This is a genomic window from Phnomibacter ginsenosidimutans (genome assembly GCF_009740285.1).
Lineage (GTDB): Bacteria > Bacteroidota > Bacteroidia > Chitinophagales > Chitinophagaceae > Phnomibacter > Phnomibacter ginsenosidimutans.
The window spans coordinates 3,877,088-3,897,963 of record NZ_CP046566.1 but is presented as its reverse complement, the minus strand read 5'-3'; the positions used below and the strand labels follow the sequence as shown (position 1 = coordinate 3,897,963).

The following is a 20,876-nucleotide window of genomic DNA, read 5'->3' as shown; positions in this document are numbered from 1 at the left end:
CTGAACAACCAAAATGAAAAGTTATGAGAATGACACCCCAGGCGTTATTATTTAGCCTGCTGTTAGTGATGTGCTCTGCTATTGCATTGGCACAACAGAAACGAACCGTGAGCGGTTCTGTAAAAGATGCAGATGGCGCTGCCATTGCACAGGCCACGTATTTAATTAAAGGCACCAATGTAGGTGGTGTAACCGATGCTACCGGCCGGTTTACAGTGTCGGTAGAGGGCAACAATGCCGTGTTGGTGATTAGTTACATTGGCTTTACTACACAGGAAGTAGAAGTAGGAACACAAAGCAATGTAAGTGTTGTATTGCAGCGCAGCGATGCTGCATTGGGCGAAGTAGTGGTAACAAGCCCTTGGCGTAAAGCGTCAGAAAAAATCGCTGGGCTATGCCGTGCAGCAAGTAAAAGGTTCTACCCTGCTGGATGCCCGTGAACCCAACCTTACCAACGCTTTGAGTGGTGTGGTTGCAGGTTTGCAGGTAATCCGTTCCAGCAATGGTCCTGCGGGTTCTTCTAAAATTATTTTGCGTGGTAACAACTCGTTGACTGGTAGTAACCAACCACTGATTGTAGTGGATGGGGTACCCGTAGACAACTTTACCGGTGCCAGCAACAATGATTACTGGAACCCTTCATTGGACATGGGTAACGGTTTGGCCGACCTGAATGCCGACGATATCGAAAGCATTTCTGTACTGAAAGGACCATCCGCTGCGGCTTTGTATGGTACCCGTGCCGGTAATGGTGTAATCCTGATTACAACTAAAACTGGTAAAAAGCAAAACGGTTTGGGTATTACGCTTTCTTCTACACTGGGCTTCGAAAGCATTTTTACCAACCCCAAGTTGCAGAAGCAGTTTGCGCAAGGTTCTGATGGTATCTTCCAGCCGCTTTCTTCTTCAAACTGGGGACCAAAAATTGCCGGTCAGCAGGAGACCAACTGGGCAGGCGAAAAGGAAAACCTCCGTGCTTACGACAACCTCGGTAATTTCTATCAGCAGGGTGTTACGCAAAACCACAACCTGTCTTTCCAGCAGCAATACAAGTCTACTTCGGTGTACACTTCTTTCAACCGTTTTGAAGACCGCAGTATGATTCCTGGTGCAAAGCTTACCCGTACCAACATTACCGGTAGAAGCGTTAGCAAATTTGGCAACGACGACAAGTGGACATTGGATACGAAAGTGCAGTATTCACAGGCAGATGCCCGCAACCGTCCTATGGGTGGTAACAACTGGAACAACGCCTCTTCAATGTTGTATTCATTCCCCAACACTGTAGATATTACCCGCTTCAAAGCAGGTAGTGATCAGTTTGGCAACATGATTTGGTACAACACAACCGGCAATCAGATTAACCCCTACTGGGCAAAGAGCAACAACTTGAACAGCGACATCCGTGATCGTTTCATTATGACGGCTTCTTTGAAGTACAACATTACCGATTGGATGGATGTAGAACTGAAAGGTGGTTCTGATATGTACACCAACAATAGTGATGCGAAGACCTATTCAGGTAGTCCTCTCACTACAACCGGCCGCTATAGCCTTGGTAAGTCTACCTTCAACGAAACCAACTACAGCGCTATGCTCAGTGCCCGCAAAAACAATTTGTTTGGCAAACTGGGTGGTAACGTAAGTGTTGGTGGTAACCTGATGAAGCAAAAAGCTTCTGGCCTTAGTAGTAATGCAGGTGAGTTGGAAGTTCCCAACTTGTTTAGCATCAACAACAGTAAGGGTACACCTGGTTTCTCGCAGAGCTACAGCGAACGTCGCATCAATTCAGTATACGGTACGTTCGGTGTAAACTGGGATGGTTATGTATTCCTCGATGCCACATTTAGAAATGACTGGTCTTCTACCCTGAGCAAAGCCAACCGTTCATTCTTCTATCCTTCTGTTAGCTTGTCTTATGTAGTTACAGACATGTTTGATAAAATGGGCGTTGACTTGCCGAAGTGGTTTACCTATGGTAAGCTTCGCGGTTCTTATGCTGCCGTGGGTAATGATATGGGACCTTACCAGTTGTACAATGTGTACGGTATTGGTCGCGACCCAAATGGTAACACCACTGCCAGCCGCAATGGCATTTTGTTTGATGCCAACGTGAAAAACGAGTTGATTAAATCTGTTGAAGCAGGTGCAGAATTGCGCTTTGTCAACAACCGCATTGGTGTCGATTTCACCTTCTACAAATCAAATGCTACCAACCAGTTGATCGACCTGCCTATGGACCCCACCAGTGGTTACAGTGCACGTAAAATCAATGCCGGTGATATTCAGAACAAAGGTTTTGAAATTATGGTGGATGGTCAGTTGATTCAAAACAAGCGTGGCTTTAACTGGAATATCAGTGCTAACTTTTCTCGCAACCGCAACCTCGTGAAGGACATTTACAGTGCTGGTAGTGTAACTCAATATCGCTTGGGCGGTTATGACGACGTAGGTATCCTGGCTGTGAAGGATGCATTGTATGGTGAAATCTACGGCAGCAAATTCTTGCGTGTAGAAGACAAGGGTAGTGCACAATATGGTCAGCTCATTTTGAGCAGTACCGGTTTGCCTCAGCGTGGTGCTCAAAACGTTCGTTTGGGTAACCAACAAGCTACAGGCCTCATGGGTATTACCAATACTTTTGGTTATAAAGGATTGACTTTTGCCTTCCTGGTGGATGCACGTTTCGGCGGCCAGATTTTCTCTGCTACACATGTATACCTGCAGGGCAATGGCTCTAGCAGTGTAACGGTGAAAGATGGCGACCGGAAGGACTTTGTAGTAGCAGGTGTAGTACCAGACGGCAGCGGTGGTTACAAAGCCAACACTGTGTCTACCACTCCTCAACTTTACTGGCAGGCTATTTCTCAAACCGGCAACCTCGGTATTTCTGAAGCCAACCTCTATGATGCCTCTAACATTCGTTTGCGTAACGTTCAGCTGAGTTATGACATTCCTAAGTCATTCCTGGGCAAGAACTTTATTCAGCGGGCTAAAGTGGGTGTGTCTTGCAACAACGTATGGTTAATCAAGAGTCACATGAATGGCCTCGACCCAGAATCTGTGTTTGCAACGGGTACCAATGCAACTGGTTTTGAAAACGCCAGTCCCCCCACCAATCGCACTTTCTTAATCAATCTTAGCCTCAGTTTCTAACCGCTTCTCAAAACAGAATAAGACATGAAAAGACCATTATATAAAGCAGGATTGTTAGCGGCTACCATTGCGGTGTTTGCCTCCTGCAAAAAATTTGATGACATCAACATCGACCCGCAAGCAGCCAATGCTGATCAGGTGCAGGTGGAATATTTCATCAACAACTCCATGATTGGTGCGCAAATGGATCCGCACATTGCCGAACGTGTATTTGTGCTGTATTGGAAAACGGCCGGTCACCAGCAAGCGTCAGGCGGCCTGTCTTCAGGTTCTGCCAACGATGGCTGGACCAGTGATTACTACAGCTACATTTCAGGTTGGCTGAACTCCATCAATACCGGTATTCAGATTGCCGATGAAAAAATTGCTGCGGGTACTGTGAAGCCTTACACCAACAACCTGAAGCAAGTTGCCCGCATTTGGCGAGCTTACCTGATGAGTGAACTCAGCGACAACTTCGGTCCTATTCCTATCAACGGTTTCCAAGGCGTAAACCCTGATTTTGCGGATGTAAAAACCGTGTACTACTTTTTGCTGAGCGAACTGAAAGATGCCAGCGAAAAATTGGATCTCAATGTATCTAACCCATCTAATTTGAGTAAACAAGATCCTGCGTACGGTTACAACTACAACTACTGGAAGCGTTATGCCAACTCAATGCGTTTGCGTTTGGCCATGCGCCTCAGCGAAGTAGATGCTGCCAAAGCAAAAGCAGAGTTTGAAGCAGCAGCAGCTGGTATCCTCATCACCGATGCATCACAGATGTTTCAGGTACAGGAAAAGCCAGGTTGGGATGCCCTTACCGGTGTAATGAGCCGTGAGTGGAATGCCCAAATGCTGCCTGTTGCTCTCGACAACATCATGTTTGGTTTGGGTGGTGTAAAATCTGCCGATCAGTTGGATGCTGCCATGCAAGCATCTATTAAGCCTGCTGATTACGTAGGTAAAAAGTATGATCAGCACTTGTCGCTGAAAACAAACAACCCCCGTGCAGGATTTTGGTACGATGGTTTGCCCAACAGCATAGATCCCCGTGCTTACAAGGCATTCATCATCCCCGGCGATTTCGACAACCCTGCTTTCTGTGCGTATCCTTCTTGGGACAACTCATCGAAAACTACCAAGCGTAACTTATCGGCGTCTCCTTCAAATGCGGCAGACATCGAAATCGACGCTACATACACTTGGAACTCTTACAATGCTGGCGACTGGGGTGCTATCGGCTCTCGCAACCAAGTGAGAGGTTGGGCAGGTTCATATCCTCGTTTGGCATTGCAGTTCCGCAACAGCACCAGCAAGCGTGTATTCTTTGCGCCTTGGGAAACCTACTTCCTGCTGGCCGAAGCTGCCGAACGTGGCTGGACCGTACCTATGAGTGCTAAAGTGGCCTACGAAGCAGGTATTGCTTCAAGCTTTGCCTATTGGGGTGTAAGCAATCACCTGGCAGCTTATCTCGCATCAAACGATTACAATGCACTGGGTACTTCTGTAAACTATGACCACATTACTGAGCCAGGCGCATCACGTACGATGAGTTATGTAGATGGTTATACCAACACTGCTGGTACCACCACTATTGCTTATCCTACCAACAACCTGTATAAGAATGGTACGGTAAGAAATGACCGCATTACCAAAATCATTACACAGAAGTTTATTGCACAAACACCATGGTTGCCATTGGAAGCATGGAACGATCATCGTCGTTTGGGCTTGCCTTTCATCGAAAACCCATGTATTGAGAACCCGCTGGTAACCATGCCTGCCCTCAATAGTAGCAACTACATGACGAGCAATGTGAAGTTCTTCCCACAACGTCTCATCTATCCTTCAGGATTGAAGAACAGCAACGCCAATGGTTACACGCAGGCACTGCAGTACCTGGGCGGCGCCGACGATGTGTTTACTTCATTGTGGTGGGCTAAGAAATAACACTGTTCAGCGTTAGTGATATTGACAAAATAAGCCTGCCATTTGGCGGGCTTATTTTTTGACTAAGACATAAAGATTTTTTTGCACTCATTTTTAGATTACAAAGCCATGAAGAGATTGAATTTGACCATGCTGGTTTGGATGTGTTGTTGGGCAATGGCATGGTCGCAGCCTGTGAATTATGCCAAAATGGTAAACCCTTTTATTGGAACCGGCGGCCACGGCCATACTTACCCCGGTGCCAGCATGCCTTTTGGCATGATGCAGCTCAGCCCCGATACCCGGTTGGAAGGTTGGGATGGATGCGGCGGTTATCACTACAGCGATTCGCTGATGTACGGTTTTTCACATACACACCTGAGCGGTACGGGTGTGCCCGATTATTGTGATTTGTTGCTGATGCCGTTTACCGGAGCGGTACAATGGAAGAATAAAGACTATGCTTCGCCATTCCGGCATGCTACTGAAAAAGCCAATGCCGGCTATTACGAAGTGCTATTGGATAAGCACAACATTCATGCAGCAGTTACCACCAGCGTTCGTTCGGGCATGCATCAATACCGTTTTCCGGCAGGTACCGCCACGGGCAAAGTGCTGATTGATTTGCAACACCGCGACGAAGTGTTGGAGTCTTCTTTGGAAATCGTAAATGCATATGAGTTACGAGGCATGCGCCGCAGCAAATCATGGGCTGCCGACCAGCATGTGTATTTCTACATCCGCTTCGAAAAGCCCATCGCTTCGTATGGCATTGCCAACGATGATGTAGAGCAAGCGGGTAAAAAAACAATGACAGGCAAAAACGTGAAAGCCTGGTTGTCTTTTGCATTGAATGGTGCAGAAACATTACGCTTGAAAGTGGGTATTTCTGGTGTCAGCATGGCCAATGCCAAACTGAACCTTGACACTGAAATTAAAGACTGGAACTTCAACGCTCTGCGGGCAAAAGCCGAAGCTGCCTGGAATAAAGAGTTGGGAAAAATTGCCGTGAAAGGCGGTACGAAAGATCAGCAAACCATTTTCTATACTGCCTTGTACCACACCATGCTGGCACCGAATGTTTACACCGATGTAAACGGAGACTACAGAGGTACCGATTTGAAAGTGCATAAAGCCACGAACTTTACGAATTATTCCGTGTTCTCATTGTGGGATACCCACCGGGCTCTGCATCCTTTACTCAGCATCATCGACCGCAAACGCACATTGGATTTTGTACAAACATTTTTGAAACAACACCAGCATGGCGGCATGCTGCCCGTGTGGGAACTCAGCGGCAACGAAACCTTTTGCATGATTGGCTACCACTCTGTACCAGTGATTGTAGATGCGTACAACAAAGGCATTAAAGGTTTTGATACACAACTGGCTTTGCAAGCTATGACGGCTTATGCCGGCAGCAATCGCTTTGGGTTGGATGCCTACCGCAAGCATGGTTTTATTGGCAATGAAAAAGATCATGAGAGTGCTTCTAAAACGGTAGAATATGCTTACGATGATTGGTGCATTGCCGAATTTGCCAAAAGCATTGGCAACAAAGAAGTGTACAACGAATACTACCAACGGGCCCACTACTACCGCAATCTTTTTGACCCGACTTCCAAGCACATTCGGGGTAAAATGCAAGGCTTGTGGTACAATCCTTTTAAGCCCGGTGAAGTCAACAACTTCTTTACCGAAGGCAACTCCTGGCATTATTCTTTTTCTGCCCAGCAAGATATTAGTGGCCTGATTAATCTGCATGGTGGAGATGCTGCATTTTTGAAGCAACTCAACCTGATGTTTACCACCACCGAACCCATGAGTGGCCGTGATCAGGCCGATGTAACGGGGCTCATTGGTCAGTACGCACATGGCAACGAACCGAGCCATCACATTGCGTATTTGTTCAACTATGCAGGACAGGCCTGGCGTACACAAGAATTGATTCATCGCATTTGTACAGAATTCTATACCAACCAACCCGATGGATTGATTGGCAACGAAGACTGCGGTCAAATGAGTGCCTGGTTTGTCATGAGTGCCATGGGTTTCTATCAGGTTACACCGGGTAGCAACCAGTATGCATTGGGTACGCCTTTGTTTGATGAAGTGAAAGTATCGTTGGAAAACGGAAAGCAATTGGTGATAAAAGCGAATGGCAGAACAGCCAATAATTTTTATGTACAATCAGCTAAGTTGAATGGCAAGCCTTACAGCCCCACCTTCATTCGCCACAGCGATATTGCCAATGGTGGCGTATTGGACATGCAGATGAGCAACCAGCCCAACTTACAGCGGGGTGTGGCCTTGAAAGACCGTCCGGCTACGCAGCTGAATGATGATGCGTTTGTGACTGTGCCTTCATTGGCTAACAACAGCAACAAATTTGCCGGCAGCACACAGGTTGAATTTCAAGCCGTAGCTGACGGTGTTGGTATTTATTATCGCATTCGCAAAGCTGGCGAGCAAGGCGGAAACTATCAACTTTACAAAGCACCGTTTACACTTACAGAAACGGTTGATGTAGATTTCTATGCACAAAAAGGTCAGGTAAAAAGCCGGGAAGTATCACAGCAGTTTTACCGCATTCCTGCCGATAAGGACATTACGGTTTTGAGCAAGGTAAATACCATGTACTCAGGCGGTGGCAATGGCATGCTCATTGATGGCATACTTGGTACTGAGCATTGGCGTGGTGGCGAGTGGCAGAGCTACTTCGACAGCAACTTCGAAGCCATTGTTGATTTGCGTCAATCTAAGAACGTGAGTTTTGTGGGGGTACATGTGCTGCAAGATGTAAGCCCATGGATTGTGTATCCGAAGGAAGTACAGTTTGCTTACAGCAATGATGGTCAGAACTGGCAAACGCTTACGACCATCGCCAATAAAATTGATGCGACTGTAAAAGGCCCTGAAGTACAAACGCTGGGTGCCAATGTAACTGCCAATGCACGTTATGTAAAAGTAACTGTAGTAAATGGCGGCCTGCTGCCTGCCTGGCACGAAAGCGCCGGCAAACCTTCGCACCTGTTTATTGATGAAGTGATTGTGAAATAATGTGCTGCCTGAATGAGAGGCCTGTTGACATAGTCAGCGGGCCTTTTTTTATGCACCAGACTGACGAAAATAATTGCTGGGTGCCATGCCTTCCATTTTGCGAAACAACCGGCTGAAATAATTGACATCGCTAAACCCGCAACGCCAGCTGATGTTGGACAAAGAATCTTCACCAATGCGCATCAGCTCCTTGGCCCGCTTAATGCGTTGCTGATTGATGTAATCGACCGGCGTAAGTCCAAATTGTTCTTTAAACAAGCGGAAAAAATCGTTGCGGTTGAGATAGGCTTTTTTGCAAAGTTGTTCAATGCTTAGCTTTTCGTGCAGGTGCTGCTGTATGTAATCAATTACTGCATGCAACCGGCTACTGTTGGCGGCTGTAGCAGCAGTTGCTTCAATGGCAAACAACTGCTGACTTTGCACCAATCTTACCAGCAATTCCTTCAGTGTGAGGTCAGCGTAAATGTCTTTGGCTTTTTCGGTGCTCATGCTAATGCGCATGATTTTATTGATGAGTGCCGATACTTCTGCATCGTTTTCAAAATGGTATTGCTGAAAGCTAATATTCCAGTGCGTTTCTTCATCGGGCTGTTGGTAATGCTCGTTGAGAAAATGCAGGGTTTGTTGTAAATGATTGTCGCTTACAGCTAAGGCGATACACTGTGTCGGATTATCAGTTGCTGCTTCCGGAAAATCAATCCGCATGGTTTCATTGGCAGGCACTATTACCGTTTCGCCGGGCACATAGTCAAATGATGGATGGTCGAAAAGGTGCATTACTTTTTTGCCCCGTACCATGCTCGTTATGACCAAATCGCCAAAAGTGAGTGGCACCAGTTGTGCTTGCTGGTAGCTTTCAAATACATTGAGTTCGCAGTGCCGCATGTTGAAAATGCGTCTGTTTTCGACCAACGTAGAAAGCTGGGCAGGCTTGGTCAGGTCAATCTTGTTGAGCTTATTACTGGGGGCAAACATGGCTGATGAACAATCGTTGAAAGAAAAGTACAGGAATTATCTGAATGCAGAAATACCGGCCGGCAGAAAATCTATCACATCAATAAAAATGTACAATTGTGCTAATCAACATGACGATTGTGCAAGGCAGAAGCACTGCTTCATCCTGAATTTCAGGACGGATTCTTTTCATCATTTAAAACAACAACGATTTGCCATGAGTACAGCAGCCGATGTGGCGCCTGTAGTAGCAGTGCCACGCCCTCAATTCAAAGACAAGTACGATCATTTCATCAACGGCCAATGGGTAGCCCCCAGCAGTGGTGAGTATTTCGACAACATTTCACCCATCGATGGTAAGCCCTTTACAAAAGCTGCCCGGGGCAACAAAGAAGACATCGACAAAGCGCTGGATGCAGCACATGCCGCCTTCGCCAAATGGAGCACTACCTCTGTAACAGAGCGGAGCAACATGCTGCTGAAAATAGCCCAGCGTATAGAAGACAACCTGGAGTATTTGGCCCGGGTAGAAACCGTAGACAACGGTAAAGCCCTGCGGGAAACAAGAGCCGCAGACTTGCCATTGGTCGTAGATCATTTCCGCTATTTTGCCGGCGTTATCCGGGGCGAAGAAGGCAGCATCAGCGAACACGATGCCACCACTGTGAGCATTGTGCTGCACGAACCCATTGGCGTGGTGGGCCAAATCATCCCGTGGAATTTTCCCTTGCTCATGGCCACCTGGAAAATGGCACCCGCTATGGCTGCAGGCTGCTGCGTAGTGATGAAACCTGCCGAGCAAACACCTACCAGTATTATGTGCCTGATGGAACTGATTGGCGATTTGATTCCGCCGGGTGTACTCAACATTGTTTCTGGCTTTGGCCCCGAAGCAGGCAAGCCATTGGCCACCAGCCCCAGAGTAGCCAAAGTGGCTTTTACCGGCGAAACAACCACTGGCCGTTTGATTATGCAATATGCCAGTGAAAATCTGGTGCCTGTTACAATGGAACTGGGCGGCAAATCGCCCAACATCTTTTTGCCCAGCGTAGGCGATGCAGATGATGAGTACTTCGACAAAGCTGTAGAAGGTGCTGTGATGTTTGCCCTCAACCAAGGCGAAGTATGTACCTGCCCAAGCCGTGTACTGGTGCACGAAAGTTTGTACGACCGGTTTATAGAAAGAGTGATAGCCCGTACCCAACAAATTAAAGTGGGCAATCCGCTGGCAGAAGATACCATGATGGGGGCGCAGGCCAGTCAAGATCAGTACAACAAAATTTTGAGCTACATGGATGTGGGTAAGCAGGAAGGTGCCGAATTGCTTTGCGGCGGTGCTGCATTCAGCATCAATAGTGGTTTGGAAAATGGCTACTACATTCAGCCAACTATTTTTAAGGGCAACAATAAAATGCGCATTTTTCAGGAAGAAATTTTTGGACCTGTTACTTCAGTAACTACGTTTAAAAACACTGAAGAAGCCATTGCCATAGCCAATGAAACATTGTATGGTTTGGGCGCAGGCGTATGGACACGGGATGCTCATGAACTGTATCAGGTGCCACGGGCCATACAAGCAGGCCGGGTGTGGGTTAACTGCTACCATCACTATCCTGCTCATGCACCATTTGGCGGCTACAAAAAATCGGGCTTTGGCAGAGAAACACATAAGATGATGCTCAGCCATTACCGGCAAACCAAAAACCTGCTCATCAGCTACAACAAAAACAAACTGGGTTTCTTTTAAATAACGGCTGCAACAACAATGGCAAACCTGGTACCCAGAATAACAGTAACAGCAGCTGCTGCTGATTTGATTGCACAGCTGCAAGCGTTGCATGGTGCGTTAATGTTTCATCAGAGTGGTGGATGCTGCGACGGCAGCCAGCCTATGTGTTTTGCCGCAGGCGAATTTTTGACTGGCAGCAACGATGTGTGTTTGGGTGAGGTATGCGGATGTGCTTTTTATATGGCCGCCGATCAGTTTGCCTACTGGCAGCACATGCAGCTGATTCTGGATGTAACACCGGGCAGAGGCAGCAGCTTTTCTTTGGAAATACCATTGGGCGTAAGGTTCCTTACCCGCAGCCGTTTGTTTACTGATGAAGAAGTACAGCTCCTGATGCCACTGCAAGTGGAGTGAGTTCATGCACTGCATCAATGTACAATGGTTACGTACCCGCTTAGGCAGGTGTGTAACCATTTTTTTATGTCGCTACCGGTTTGATAACCTGTATTTTCGGTTTTCAATTGAATGACCATGAAACATTTCTTTTCGACATGTTTATTGCTGCTGCTGTTGACAGCTGCCAATGCTCAAACCAAAGACAGTACCCGCAAAGACAATGACCCAGATAAAATATTTACCAAGGTGGATAAGCCTGCTGAATTTCCTGGGGGAGTGGATGGCTGGCGACGCTATCTGGAAGGCAACCTCAAGTATCCTAAGAAAGCGATTAGAAGAAATACAGTCGGGGTGGTAAAAATACAGTTCATTGTAGACAAGCAAGGTGTTGTATCAGAAGTAACTGCACTGAATGATCCGGGTGATGGACTGGCTGATGAAGCGGTAAGGGTGATTGAAGAAAGTGGCAAATGGATTCCTGCCGAACAAAACGGGCGTAAGGTGATTTACCGTCATATACAAGCCATTACTTTCAAGTTGGAGTAATGTGTGAGTTTTTATTTTAAAATACAATTCATGAAAAAACTGTGGGTGCTTTGTGTAGGAATGATGATGACTGTTGCAGGAATGGCTCAGCAATTGTCGATAGCTACTTTCAACATTCGGTTGGATGTAGCCAGCGATAGCCCGAACCACTGGAAAAACAGAAAAGAAAAAGTGGTGTCGCAGGTGTTGTTTCACCAGTGGGATGTGTTAGGTGTGCAGGAAGCGTTGCCCAATCAGGTAGCCGATTTAAAAGCCTTGCTGCCAGCGTATGGCTTCACCGGTGTGGGCCGCGAAGACGGCGATAACAAAGGCGAATTTTCCGGCATTTTTTACAAAAAGATAAACTGGAACTATTGGCTTCCGAAACATTTTGGTTGAGCCTTACACCCACCGTGCCCGGTAGCAAAAGCTGGGATGCCGCCATTACACGCATCGTTACCTGGGCTAAATTCAAACACAAAAAGTCGGGTAAAATTTTCTATCATTTCAATACGCATTTCGATCACATAGGGCAGGAAGCCCGCCGGCAGAGTGCACACATGCTGCTACAAAAAGTAAACAGCATTGCAGGCAATACAGCAGCCATCGTCACCGGCGATTTTAATGCACAACCGAAAGATGAACCCATTCGCATCATCGTTGATGAAACCAATCCGTTGCATCTTACCGATGCCAAAGTACTCAGCAAAAATGGCCATTACGGACCAGTGGGCACCTTCAATGGTTTTGGACCAAAAGAAAAAGATGAGGCACCTATCGACTACATATTTATGAAAGGCAAATGGCAGGTGTTGCAGCATGCTACTATTTCACAAACCTGGGGTGGCCGTTTCGCTTCCGATCATTTTGCTGTGATGGCTATAGTAATGTTGGGTAAGTAATAGCAACGATTTTCGGAAAACCAATTGCACATGACGAATCAGGATTTTACATTGGAAGAATGGCTGCGCAAACACCAGTCGCAGTTTTATCCGTTGGTGCCATTTGATGCAATACAGGACCGCCTGCTGGCCATGGATTTTACAGATGCCAATACTGCCCTTACTGCCGATGTACTCAACGATACCGCTGCGTTTAGTGCGTATGTAACTACACAGTTGCAAAGTGCAGGTGCCCGCTATGGCTATGGTGGGTACAATGAGCACCGAACCGTGTACAGCCGGTCGCCACATTTTAGTGATGCTGCTGCTGGTGGTGAGCCCCGCCGCCTGCACCTTGGCATGGATATTTGGGGGCCTGCCGGTACACCTGTGTATGCGCCGGTGAGCGGCATGGTGCATAGCTATGCGTACAACAACAACCCCAGCGATTATGGGGCCACCATCATCCTGAGCCACCAGCTGGACGGTCGACAGTTTTATACCTTGTATGGCCACCTGAGCCTGGCCGATTTAGCACTGGCAAAAGAGGGCAACTATGTGGTGGCCGGCCAATTGCTGGCGCATTTTGGCGAACCCCATGAAAACGGCAACTGGCCACCGCACCTGCATTTTCAGGTGATAGAAGATATTGGTTTGAATGAAGGCGATTATCCCGGGGTATGTCGTTACAGCGAAAGAGAATTTTACCTGCGCAACTGCCCCAACCCCGATGCCATTATTCAATGGCAACAATGGCTGGGCTAAAATTGGAGGCAATTGCCCAAAACATTAGGTTTGCACAAATTTTAAAGCATTCGCATTATGGCACACGAAGGACATACTTCTACTGGCTTTGGCAAAAACACCAACGGATTGGGTCTTTTCATTGTAGCTGCAGTACTGGTTTCATTTGTACTGGTAGCCTGGGGTTTATGGAACAAAGGCGCCGCAGAAGACAATTGGTACCGTTTTGAGCACAAAGAAGCTGCTGCCCATGGCGAACATGGAGCCGCTCCTGAAGTTGCGCATACCGCCGCGGCTACCGATAGCACAGCACATACCCATGCCACAGACAGCACTGCTCATGCTGCTGATACCACGCATGCTGCACATTAATTGAACCTCTTGGTTGATAAAAACAGCGTCTGCTTCTTCTTGGAGCAGACGCTGTTGCTTTTTTACCAATGCCTACGGCATGCTATTGATGTAAAAAAATCTGTGCATCTGCGGCCAAGTCTTTCGCCACAAATGCACAGGTGAAACAAGCGGTTATCGCTTTTCTACCTTGTTGTAAAAACCGCCGAAGTTGGCCAGCTTCACGCCATCTTCCTGGTAAAACTCTCCGGGGAAACCCAATTCAATTTTACTGATAGCATCCAAACGTTGCAGGTGTTCTTTGCTCAGCTGTAAGCCTATCACACCGAGGTTATCCTGCATTTGGGTCAGTTTGGTAGCACCCACAATGGGAATAGAAGAAAAACCTTGCTGCATGGTCCATGCCAGTGCTACCTGACCCGGAGTAGTGCCTGTTTCTTCAGCTATTGCCATCACTTCTTTGGTAATAGTTATAGCTTGTTCATTCAGGCGCTTGCTGCCTTCTTTAATGCGGCCCGGATCGTTGCGTAAATACTTGCCCGTTAAGGCACCGCCTGCCAGTGGTGCCCAGGGCGTTACCGTAAGGCCAAAGTGCTTGGCCATGGGTATCAGGTCACGTTCGGGGGTACGTTGCAGCAGGCTGTATTCTACCTGCAGGGCCACAAACTGACTCCAGCCCATCAGCTCTGCCATGGTTTGGCCTTTGGCCACCATCCATGCCGGTGTATCGCTGATGGCGATGTAATTTACTTTTCCCTGACGCACCAAATCATCGAGGCCACGCAACACTTCATCCATGGGAGTGAGGGCATCCCAAATGTGGAGGTACAGCACATCAATAAAATCGGTGTTGAGGCGCTTGAGGCTTTGCTCTACACTGCGCATCATGTTCTTGCGGTTGTTGCCACTGGCATTGGGGTTGGTCTGGTTGTCGTACAGGCTGTACTTGGTAGCCACCACCCAATAGTCGCGGTCATGTTGGTTGATAAACGCCCCCACAATTTCTTCACTCATACCATCCTGATAGCGGTTGGCGGTATCTAAAAAATTACCACCTGCCTGCGCAAAAGCTTCCATAATGCTGAAGCTGGCGGCTTTGTCTACACCCCAGGGAGTGGCCGTGCCAAAACCCATGGTGCCGAGGCAGAGTTCACTTACTTTGAGGCCACTGCGGCCGAGGAGTTTGTATTCCATAGTCTTGTTTTAAACGAGATCTTTTAGAGAGGCTGCTTATAGGATGTAACTGCCAATCAGCAGCCTATTTGTACATACAAATAGTGAAGTAAAAAAAGGGTTACACCTTTAGTTTGTCAGTCATCTGGCAAATGCTGCTCACCAAAGCAGTGCTTTCACGGTAGCCCAGTTGTGCCGCATAGCGTTCATGAAAATCTTGTCCGCAGGCCTTCAATGCCGGCAGCATGTCTTTGCCTTTGGGGGTGGGATATACGTTGGTGATTTTGCCTTCTGTGGTACGTACCACCAGCTTTTTTTCTTCCAGCTTTTCTATCAGGCGGGTAATGGTACTGGGGGTGAGCTGCAATTGCTCTACCAAAAAACTGGGTTGCACACCCGGCTCTTCTATCGCAATCATCAGCAGGTAGCCATGGCTGGGGCTAAGGCCAACCGGGGCCCAGCATTCGGTGGCCAGTTTTTCCACTTTGCGGCTAAGGGCACTGCTGGCAAAATACAAGCACTGGCTATATCGGCTATCGCATGCTTTCATGTAAAAAATGTTCGGCTGCGCAAAGGTAAAGCCAACGCATTTGTACATACAATCATTGGGATAAATATTTAGCACACGCTATTTGCCGATTGCTCACATTTGTAATTCCAAGTCATGAGCAATCCGAATTTGAATACCGATAGCAACAACCAGAATGCCGCCGAACGGGAGTTTGAAAACGCCATCCGGCCGGCAGCCATTGCGGAGTTTAGCGGCCAGCCACAGCTGATTGAAAACCTGGTGATTTTCATTAAAGCGGCTAAAATCCGCGGCGAGGCATTGGACCATGTGCTGTTTCATGGACCTCCCGGATTGGGTAAAACCACCCTCAGCCGCATTGTGGCCAATGAGTTGGGGGTAAGCATTAAGGAAACCAGTGGCCCGGTGATTGAAAAGCCGGGTGATTTGGCGGGATTGCTCACCAGCCTTGAGCCCAACGATGTGTTGTTCATCGATGAAATTCATCGGCTGAGTACGGTGGTAGAAGAGTACCTGTATGCTGCGATGGAAGACTTTCGCATCGACATCATGATTGACAGTGGCCCCAGTGCCCGCAGCATCCAAATCAACCTCAATCCGTTTACGTTGATTGGTGCTACCACCCGCAGTGGTTTGCTTACGGCGCCATTGCTCAGCCGCTTTGGCATCAAAAGCCGGTTGGAGTATTACAACCACGATACGCTGCGCAAAATTATTTTACGGGCAGCGGGCATTTTGCAAGTAGAAATCAGCGAGGATGCTGCTGGCGAAATCAGCCGCCGGAGCCGTGGTACACCGCGTATTGCCAATGGATTGCTGCGCCGGGTACGAGACTTTGCGCAGGTACTTAATGATGGGCAAATTGACATCGGCATTACCCAACATGCCCTCAAGGCATTGAACGTAGATGAGCATGGCCTCGATGAAATGGACAACCGCATTTTGCTCACCATCATCGATAAGTTTAAGGGCGGTCCCGTGGGCATCAACACCATTGCTACAGCAGTGGGTGAAGAAAGCGGCACCCTGGAAGAAGTGTATGAACCCTTTTTGATACAGGAAGGCTTTTTGCAACGTACCCCCCGCGGCCGCGAAGTAACGGCCAAGGCTTACAGCCACTTGGGCAGAAAACGACCCGGCAGTGCCGCCAGTGGATTTTTGTTTGAGTAAGAATCATTTTATAATTTGAAAATAATTCTTAACTCATAAGTTTTCCAAATGAAAAAAACGGTCTCTACAATTTTTAAGTCGTTACTTTTTTTGCCTAGTATTATTCTTTTAGCACCCGCTGTAATTTCGTCTTATCTGATTGTTAAGGATTTCCTATCTGTTGTTATTGACGATAAAGATAATTTCTATTACGAAACGTGGTTCGGGCTTATTAAAGATGAGTCATCTATGCCGCTATTTGCTGGGCTTTCAGGTATTGCAGGAGTGATGTTATTAAAATTCAATTTTGAATATATCAAGAAGCTCGGTGAAAACAAGCAATAGTTATTGCGAGTACTCTTCTATGTATTTGTTTACTATTTCATCCTTAGTTATTGCTTCGTATTTAAACGCAAAAACTAACCTTGCAATCATACTTTTCGGCGTTAAAGTTTTAGTACTAATACTATCAATAATTTGTTTGAAGCTTCGCTGTTTTTCTGAATTGAGATAATCGTTCTTAATAAATGGAGCTAAAATATTTTTTATCGTGTCTTCGTCTTGTTTGAAGATTACAGCAATTAGTGAAATTTTTTCTGCATTACTTTCTATTTCATCAGTAACGGATTTTTCTATCCTTTTAATCCTTTTTAATTCAAGATCTTCTTCTCCTGATTTTTTGCTTGTACAAAAATTTGATAATAAAGCGACAAAAAGGATAACGGTCAACTTTTTTAATTCTTGAGTTTTCATAGAAGGGGTTGTGATAATAATTCCCTAATCTAATAAAATCAGATGTTCATGCCGCCTAACTGCCGGTAATCTTCCCGCACAGGGGTAAAAATATCTACCAACACACAGTCGGTGATGGCTTCGCCGCCATGCTCGGTGCCACCGGGGATGTGGCAAAATTGTGTGGCATCCAGCACCTTGGTTTCGCCGGCAATGGTCATGGCAAACTGCCCGCTGATAACGAACGACATTTGTGCATGCGGGTGCTGGTGCAGGGGCACTTTGTTGCCCGCCGCCACCGTAATCCAGTTGATGGTTTGCCCTTCGGTATGAATGAGCTTGCTGAAAAATCCGGGGGCTATTTCTTGGGTGTCAATGTTGCTGAAAGCATGAAAATGTTGGGGCATACAACAGCTGGTTTGAAAGTTTGCAAGTTTACGAGTTCACTGGTTCAAGCGTTTCAGAGATACTTGCTGCCCTGAGCATGTCGAAGGGCAGTCTAAATGTATTTCTCATTAGCATATTTTCAAATTAGCTAATCAGCACATTATTTGTATTCTGCCATGCTAATGCGTTGCTGGCAAAAGGAAATCTCCTGTTCGTCGTTGCTGGCAATGAGTACCAGCTTATCGTGGGTGTATTGCTGCATCCATTGGTGGTACATCTCAATGCCCTTGGTATCGAGGTTGCTGGTGGGCTCATCGAGCAGCAATACTGGGGCGGCACTCAATATGCTTTGCGCCAGTTTTACCCGCTGTTTCATACCGCTGCTAAAGGCACGTATTTGTTTTTGCGTAGCGGCTTCCAAACCCATGAGTGCAATAATGCTGTTGGCATCGAGGCCGGGCAGCCAGGGTTTGAAACGGCCATGAAACTGCAGCATTTCCAGCAGGGTGAGTTCTTCAATCAGTTCGAGGTAAGGGGTGCAAAAACTCAGCAGCGGATATTGTTGTTCATCTGGCACGGTTTCGCCATTGAGCTGCCAGCTGATGCTGCCTTCGCTTTTTTCTACAGCGCCGCCTATTACCTGTAGCAATGTGCTTTTGCCCGAGCCATTGGCGCCTGTAATGGCTACGGGTGCATTGCTTTGCAGCACAGCATCCACCTTCCGGAAAATCCAGTGGTGGTTGAAGCGTTTGCCTACTTGTCGAAGTGTAATCTGCATCATAGCTATTGCAAAAAAATCCTCCGCGAAGGAGGATTTAAAAAGTTATTCGTCGAGGGCACCCTTGGTAAACCGCTTGATAATACCGCGGCCACTTTCGCGGATGAAGGTGACAATTTCGTCCCGTTCATCGTTGATGGGCAGTTCTTCTTCAATGTACTCGAGGGCCTGCGTGGTATTCATGCCCTTGTTGTAAATACAGCGGTATACGTCGAGAATCTGGTTGATTTGCTGGTTGCTGAAACCGCGGCGTTTGAGGCCTACGGAGTTTACTCCGGCATAGCTGAGCGGTGTACGACCGGCTTTGATATACGGCGGCACATCTTTACCTACCAGCGAACCGCCGGATACAAAGGCATGCTGACCAATTTTTACAAACTGGTGAATGGCACTCACCCCACCTACCACCGCCCAATCGCCCATGGTAACGTGGCCGGCCATTTGGGTGTTGTTGCTCATAATGCAGTTGTTGCCAATAATACAATCATGTGCAATGTGGCTGTAGGCCATGATCAGACAGTTGTTGCCTACCTGTGTTTTACCCCGGTCGCTGGTGCCTCGGTTGATGGTTACAAACTCACGGATGGTGCAATTGTCGCCCACTTCAACGGTGGTTTTTTCGCCCATAAACTTTAGGTCCTGCGGGGTAGCGGCAATAACTGCACCGGGGAAGATGCGGCAATTTTTGCCAATGCGGGCACCTTCCATAATGGTGACGTTGCTACCAATCCAGGTGCCTTCGCCAATGCTGACGTTACCGTGGATGACGGTAAATGGGTCCACCTTTACGTTGTCTGCCAGGCGGGCATCGGGGTGGATGTATGCGAGAGGGTGAATCATATTGATGAGTTGGCAACGGTAGTTTTGGCACCGTTGGCCTTTTAAAAACAGGCAAAAATAGGGTGGTACACCGTTTGGCCACTGTTTAAGTGGTTGCGGGTTACCGTTTTAGCGTTTTCTACACAAGCTTACCGCTTCACCAGTTGGGCTACCATGTCGGCCTCGGTACACACTTTGTTGCCCACAATTACTGTTCCTCTCATTACACAAATACCGCGGCGGATGGGTTCTATCAACTCCAGTTTCATCAGCATGGTATCGCCGGGCTTTACCATGGCTTTAAATTTACAATTGTCGATTTTCAAAAAATAGGTGTTGTATTCGCCGGGAGGCATCGCATTAATACACAAGATACCACCTGTTTGCGCCAGTGCTTCAATTTGCAATACACCGGGCATTACCGGGTTGTTGGGAAAATGACCCTGGAAAAACCACTCGTTGTAAGTCACGTTTTTCACCCCGACGATTTCGGTGCTGGTCAGCTCTATGACTTTGTCAATCAGCAGGAAGGGGAAACGGTGGGGCAGTGTTTTTTCGATGGCAGCCAAATCGTACACCGGCGGCAACGTGGGGTCGTAGCTCGGCATGTCTTTGGCATGCTTGTTCTTTTTGATGTATTGTTTTACCAGCTTGGCAAATTCCACATTGGCGGCATGGCCGGGGCGATGCGCAATGATGTGCGTTTTTACGGGATAGCCAATCAGGGCCAGGTCGCCTACTACGTCGAGCAATTTGTGCCGGGCCGGCTCGTTGGGGAAACGCAGCTTCAGGTTGTTGAGATATCCTTCGCCTTGTATTTCAATATTGTCTTTTTTGAAAGCGGCTTTCAGTTTCACTTTCGCTTCTTCGGTTATTGGCTTATCTACCACCACAATGGCGTTGTTGATGTCGCCGCCTTTTACCAGGTTGTGATCGAGCAGCATTTCCAGCTCATGCAAAAACACAAAGGTGCGGCAAGGCGCAATGGTGCTTTTGAAATCGCTGAGGTGCTTGAGCTGTGCATGCTGGGTACCCAGTACGGGGCTGTTGAAATCAATCAGCGTAGTCACTTTGTATTCTGCAGAAGGCAGGGCCGTAATTTCTACGCGGCGGGCTTCATCACAATACTGAATGTTTTCGCTGATGGTGTACCACTGCTTGGCCGCCTCTTGTTCTTCTACGCCTACTTCTTCAATGGCTTCAATAAATGGCATGCTGCTGCCATCCATGATGGGAATTTCAGGACCATTGATTTCGATGTGGCAGTTGTCTACACCAAGGCCAACCAAAGCGGCCAGCACATGCTCCACGGTACTCACCCGGGCACCATTTTCTTCGAGGGTGGTGCCGCGGCTGGTGTCCACTACCAGGTCGCAGTCGGCTTTAATGGTGGGTTGACTGGGCAGGTCGATGCGCTGAAAAACGAAGCCATAGCCGGGTTTGGCCGGTTTCAGGTTCATGTTTACATAGGCGCCGGTGTGCAGGCCGGTACCTTCTACGCTTACCACGCCACTCAAAGTATGTTGCTTATCCGGATTGAACGTGCTACTCATGTACAAGTTAATGTTGGTCAGAAATTGCGGCAAATATAACCATTGCGGC

At 47.5% G+C, this 20,876-nt stretch carries 21 protein-coding genes; 13 read left to right on the top strand and 8 right to left on the bottom strand.

The genetic code is table 11. The features are described 5' to 3' along the window. The first annotated feature begins 23 nt into the window (after positions 1-23). The 4 genes from GLV81_RS19590 (at position 24) to GLV81_RS16815 (ending at position 8,127) form a co-directional block, all read left to right on the top strand. Positions 24-440: a carboxypeptidase-like regulatory domain-containing protein gene (locus GLV81_RS19590; RefSeq protein WP_197428691.1), complete on the top strand. Its 417-nt coding sequence runs from the start codon at positions 24-26 to the stop codon at positions 438-440. Continuing rightward, positions 400-3,156, top strand: coding sequence for a SusC/RagA family TonB-linked outer membrane protein (locus tag GLV81_RS16825; RefSeq protein WP_197428681.1), 2,757 nt, complete (start codon positions 400-402; stop codon positions 3,154-3,156). The genes GLV81_RS19590 and GLV81_RS16825 overlap by 41 nt, the downstream gene beginning before the upstream one ends. 24 nt (positions 3,157-3,180) lie before the next feature. Continuing rightward, entirely contained in the window at positions 3,181-5,088 is a 1,908-nt protein-coding gene (locus GLV81_RS16820; RefSeq protein WP_157479906.1) for a SusD/RagB family nutrient-binding outer membrane lipoprotein, read from the top strand. Between the two features lie 108 nt (positions 5,089-5,196). Then, on the top strand, positions 5,197-8,127 hold the full coding sequence (locus GLV81_RS16815; RefSeq protein WP_157479905.1) for a GH92 family glycosyl hydrolase: 2,931 nt from the start codon (positions 5,197-5,199) through the stop codon (positions 8,125-8,127). Between the two features lie 48 nt (positions 8,128-8,175). On the opposite strand, the gene GLV81_RS16810 is transcribed toward GLV81_RS16815, so the two are convergent. Next, positions 8,176-9,102, bottom strand: coding sequence for an AraC family transcriptional regulator (locus tag GLV81_RS16810; protein ID WP_157479904.1), 927 nt, complete (start codon positions 9,100-9,102; stop codon positions 8,176-8,178). Between the two features lie 196 nt (positions 9,103-9,298). On the opposite strand from GLV81_RS16810, the gene GLV81_RS16805 reads away from it, so the two are divergent. The 7 genes from GLV81_RS16805 to GLV81_RS16775 all read left to right on the top strand — a co-directional run bounded on the left by GLV81_RS16805 (position 9,299) and on the right by GLV81_RS16775 (position 13,728). Continuing rightward, entirely contained in the window at positions 9,299-10,828 is a 1,530-nt protein-coding gene (locus tag GLV81_RS16805) for an aldehyde dehydrogenase family protein (protein WP_157479903.1), read from the top strand. Positions 10,829-10,846: 18 nt separating this feature from the next. Then, positions 10,847-11,224, top strand: coding sequence for a DUF779 domain-containing protein (locus tag GLV81_RS16800; RefSeq protein ID WP_157479902.1), 378 nt, complete (start codon positions 10,847-10,849; stop codon positions 11,222-11,224). Between the two features lie 117 nt (positions 11,225-11,341). After that, positions 11,342-11,752 carry an energy transducer TonB gene (locus tag GLV81_RS16795; RefSeq protein WP_197428671.1) on the top strand — a complete coding sequence of 137 codons (411 nt, stop codon included), beginning with the start codon at positions 11,342-11,344 and terminating at the stop codon, positions 11,750-11,752. Positions 11,753-11,782: 30 nt separating this feature from the next. After that, positions 11,783-12,130, top strand: a complete 348-nt coding sequence (locus tag GLV81_RS16790; RefSeq protein ID WP_157479900.1) for an endonuclease/exonuclease/phosphatase family protein — start codon at positions 11,783-11,785, stop codon at positions 12,128-12,130. Continuing rightward, a complete protein-coding gene (locus GLV81_RS16785; protein WP_157479899.1) occupies positions 12,106-12,633 on the top strand; it encodes an endonuclease/exonuclease/phosphatase family protein in 528 nt (175 codons plus the stop codon). Before GLV81_RS16790 ends, GLV81_RS16785 begins: the two co-directional genes overlap by 25 nt. A gap of 30 nt (positions 12,634-12,663) precedes the next feature. Next, complete coding sequence (locus GLV81_RS16780) at positions 12,664-13,377, top strand: peptidoglycan DD-metalloendopeptidase family protein (RefSeq protein ID WP_157479898.1); 714 nt, start codon at positions 12,664-12,666, stop codon at positions 13,375-13,377. 57 nt (positions 13,378-13,434) lie between these two features. Further along, positions 13,435-13,728, top strand: a complete 294-nt coding sequence (locus GLV81_RS16775) for a hypothetical protein (RefSeq protein WP_157479897.1) — start codon at positions 13,435-13,437, stop codon at positions 13,726-13,728. A gap of 153 nt (positions 13,729-13,881) precedes the next feature. Here the strand turns inward: GLV81_RS16775 and GLV81_RS16770 are convergent, their stop codons facing one another. Both GLV81_RS16770 and GLV81_RS16765 read right to left on the bottom strand, forming a co-directional pair. Next, the gene (locus GLV81_RS16770) at positions 13,882-14,901 is read right to left on the bottom strand and encodes an aldo/keto reductase (RefSeq protein ID WP_157479896.1); all 1,020 of its coding nucleotides are present in this window, start codon (positions 14,899-14,901) and stop codon (positions 13,882-13,884) included. Between the two features lie 100 nt (positions 14,902-15,001). Then, positions 15,002-15,430, bottom strand: coding sequence for a MarR family winged helix-turn-helix transcriptional regulator (locus tag GLV81_RS16765; protein ID WP_197428667.1), 429 nt, complete (start codon positions 15,428-15,430; stop codon positions 15,002-15,004). A gap of 114 nt (positions 15,431-15,544) precedes the next feature. On the opposite strand from GLV81_RS16765, the gene ruvB reads away from it, so the two are divergent. Further along, complete coding sequence (ruvB, locus tag GLV81_RS16760) at positions 15,545-16,579, top strand: Holliday junction branch migration DNA helicase RuvB (protein ID WP_157479894.1); 1,035 nt, start codon at positions 15,545-15,547, stop codon at positions 16,577-16,579. 48 nt (positions 16,580-16,627) lie between these two features. Further along, entirely contained in the window at positions 16,628-16,903 is a 276-nt protein-coding gene (locus tag GLV81_RS16755) for a hypothetical protein (protein WP_157479893.1), read from the top strand. On the opposite strand, the gene GLV81_RS16750 is transcribed toward GLV81_RS16755, so the two are convergent. From GLV81_RS16750 to GLV81_RS16730, 5 genes are all read right to left on the bottom strand, one after another. Beyond that, positions 16,904-17,311 (bottom strand): hypothetical protein, encoded by a 408-nt coding sequence (locus GLV81_RS16750; protein WP_157479892.1) that lies wholly within the window; start codon positions 17,309-17,311, stop codon positions 16,904-16,906. A 38-nt stretch (positions 17,312-17,349) separates the two neighbouring features. Next, the gene (locus GLV81_RS16745) at positions 17,350-17,697 is read right to left on the bottom strand and encodes a cupin domain-containing protein (protein WP_157479891.1); all 348 of its coding nucleotides are present in this window, start codon (positions 17,695-17,697) and stop codon (positions 17,350-17,352) included. Between the two features lie 140 nt (positions 17,698-17,837). Next, positions 17,838-18,458 carry an ABC transporter ATP-binding protein gene (locus tag GLV81_RS16740; RefSeq protein WP_246186097.1) on the bottom strand — a complete coding sequence of 207 codons (621 nt, stop codon included), beginning with the start codon at positions 18,456-18,458 and terminating at the stop codon, positions 17,838-17,840. Between the two features lie 42 nt (positions 18,459-18,500). After that, positions 18,501-19,295, bottom strand: coding sequence for an acyl-ACP--UDP-N-acetylglucosamine O-acyltransferase (gene lpxA, locus GLV81_RS16735; protein WP_157479890.1), 795 nt, complete (start codon positions 19,293-19,295; stop codon positions 18,501-18,503). 128 nt (positions 19,296-19,423) lie between these two features. Beyond that, positions 19,424-20,827: a bifunctional UDP-3-O-[3-hydroxymyristoyl] N-acetylglucosamine deacetylase/3-hydroxyacyl-ACP dehydratase gene (locus tag GLV81_RS16730; protein WP_157479889.1), complete on the bottom strand. Its 1,404-nt coding sequence runs from the start codon at positions 20,825-20,827 to the stop codon at positions 19,424-19,426. Positions 20,828-20,876: the final 49 nt, after the last annotated feature.

Bases quoted from the DNA above. Each gene is read 5' to 3' on its own strand.
- GLV81_RS16770 (WP_157479896.1), bottom strand. From the start codon at position 14,901: ATGGAATACAAACTCCTCGGCCGCAGTGGCCTCAAAGTAAGTGAACTC.
- GLV81_RS19590 (WP_197428691.1), top strand. From the start codon at position 24: ATGAGAATGACACCCCAGGCGTTATTATTTAGCCTGCTGTTAGTGATG.
- GLV81_RS16800 (WP_157479902.1), top strand. From the start codon at position 10,847: ATGGCAAACCTGGTACCCAGAATAACAGTAACAGCAGCTGCTGCTGAT.
- GLV81_RS16745 (WP_157479891.1), bottom strand. From the start codon at position 17,697: ATGCCCCAACATTTTCATGCTTTCAGCAACATTGACACCCAAGAAATA.
- GLV81_RS16750 (WP_157479892.1), bottom strand. From the start codon at position 17,311: ATGAAAACTCAAGAATTAAAAAAGTTGACCGTTATCCTTTTTGTCGCT.
- GLV81_RS16740 (WP_246186097.1), bottom strand. From the start codon at position 18,458: ATGATGCAGATTACACTTCGACAAGTAGGCAAACGCTTCAACCACCAC.
- GLV81_RS16795 (WP_197428671.1), top strand. From the start codon at position 11,342: ATGAAACATTTCTTTTCGACATGTTTATTGCTGCTGCTGTTGACAGCT.
- GLV81_RS16820 (WP_157479906.1), top strand. From the start codon at position 3,181: ATGAAAAGACCATTATATAAAGCAGGATTGTTAGCGGCTACCATTGCG.
- GLV81_RS16790 (WP_157479900.1), top strand. From the start codon at position 11,783: ATGAAAAAACTGTGGGTGCTTTGTGTAGGAATGATGATGACTGTTGCA.
- GLV81_RS16815 (WP_157479905.1), top strand. From the start codon at position 5,197: ATGAAGAGATTGAATTTGACCATGCTGGTTTGGATGTGTTGTTGGGCA.
- GLV81_RS16805 (WP_157479903.1), top strand. From the start codon at position 9,299: ATGAGTACAGCAGCCGATGTGGCGCCTGTAGTAGCAGTGCCACGCCCT.
- GLV81_RS16780 (WP_157479898.1), top strand. From the start codon at position 12,664: ATGACGAATCAGGATTTTACATTGGAAGAATGGCTGCGCAAACACCAG.
- GLV81_RS16755 (WP_157479893.1), top strand. From the start codon at position 16,628: ATGAAAAAAACGGTCTCTACAATTTTTAAGTCGTTACTTTTTTTGCCT.
- lpxA (WP_157479890.1), bottom strand. From the start codon at position 19,295: ATGATTCACCCTCTCGCATACATCCACCCCGATGCCCGCCTGGCAGAC.
- GLV81_RS16765 (WP_197428667.1), bottom strand. From the start codon at position 15,430: ATGAAAGCATGCGATAGCCGATATAGCCAGTGCTTGTATTTTGCCAGC.
- GLV81_RS16775 (WP_157479897.1), top strand. From the start codon at position 13,435: ATGGCACACGAAGGACATACTTCTACTGGCTTTGGCAAAAACACCAAC.
- GLV81_RS16810 (WP_157479904.1), bottom strand. From the start codon at position 9,102: ATGTTTGCCCCCAGTAATAAGCTCAACAAGATTGACCTGACCAAGCCT.
- ruvB (WP_157479894.1), top strand. From the start codon at position 15,545: ATGAGCAATCCGAATTTGAATACCGATAGCAACAACCAGAATGCCGCC.
- GLV81_RS16730 (WP_157479889.1), bottom strand. From the start codon at position 20,827: ATGAGTAGCACGTTCAATCCGGATAAGCAACATACTTTGAGTGGCGTG.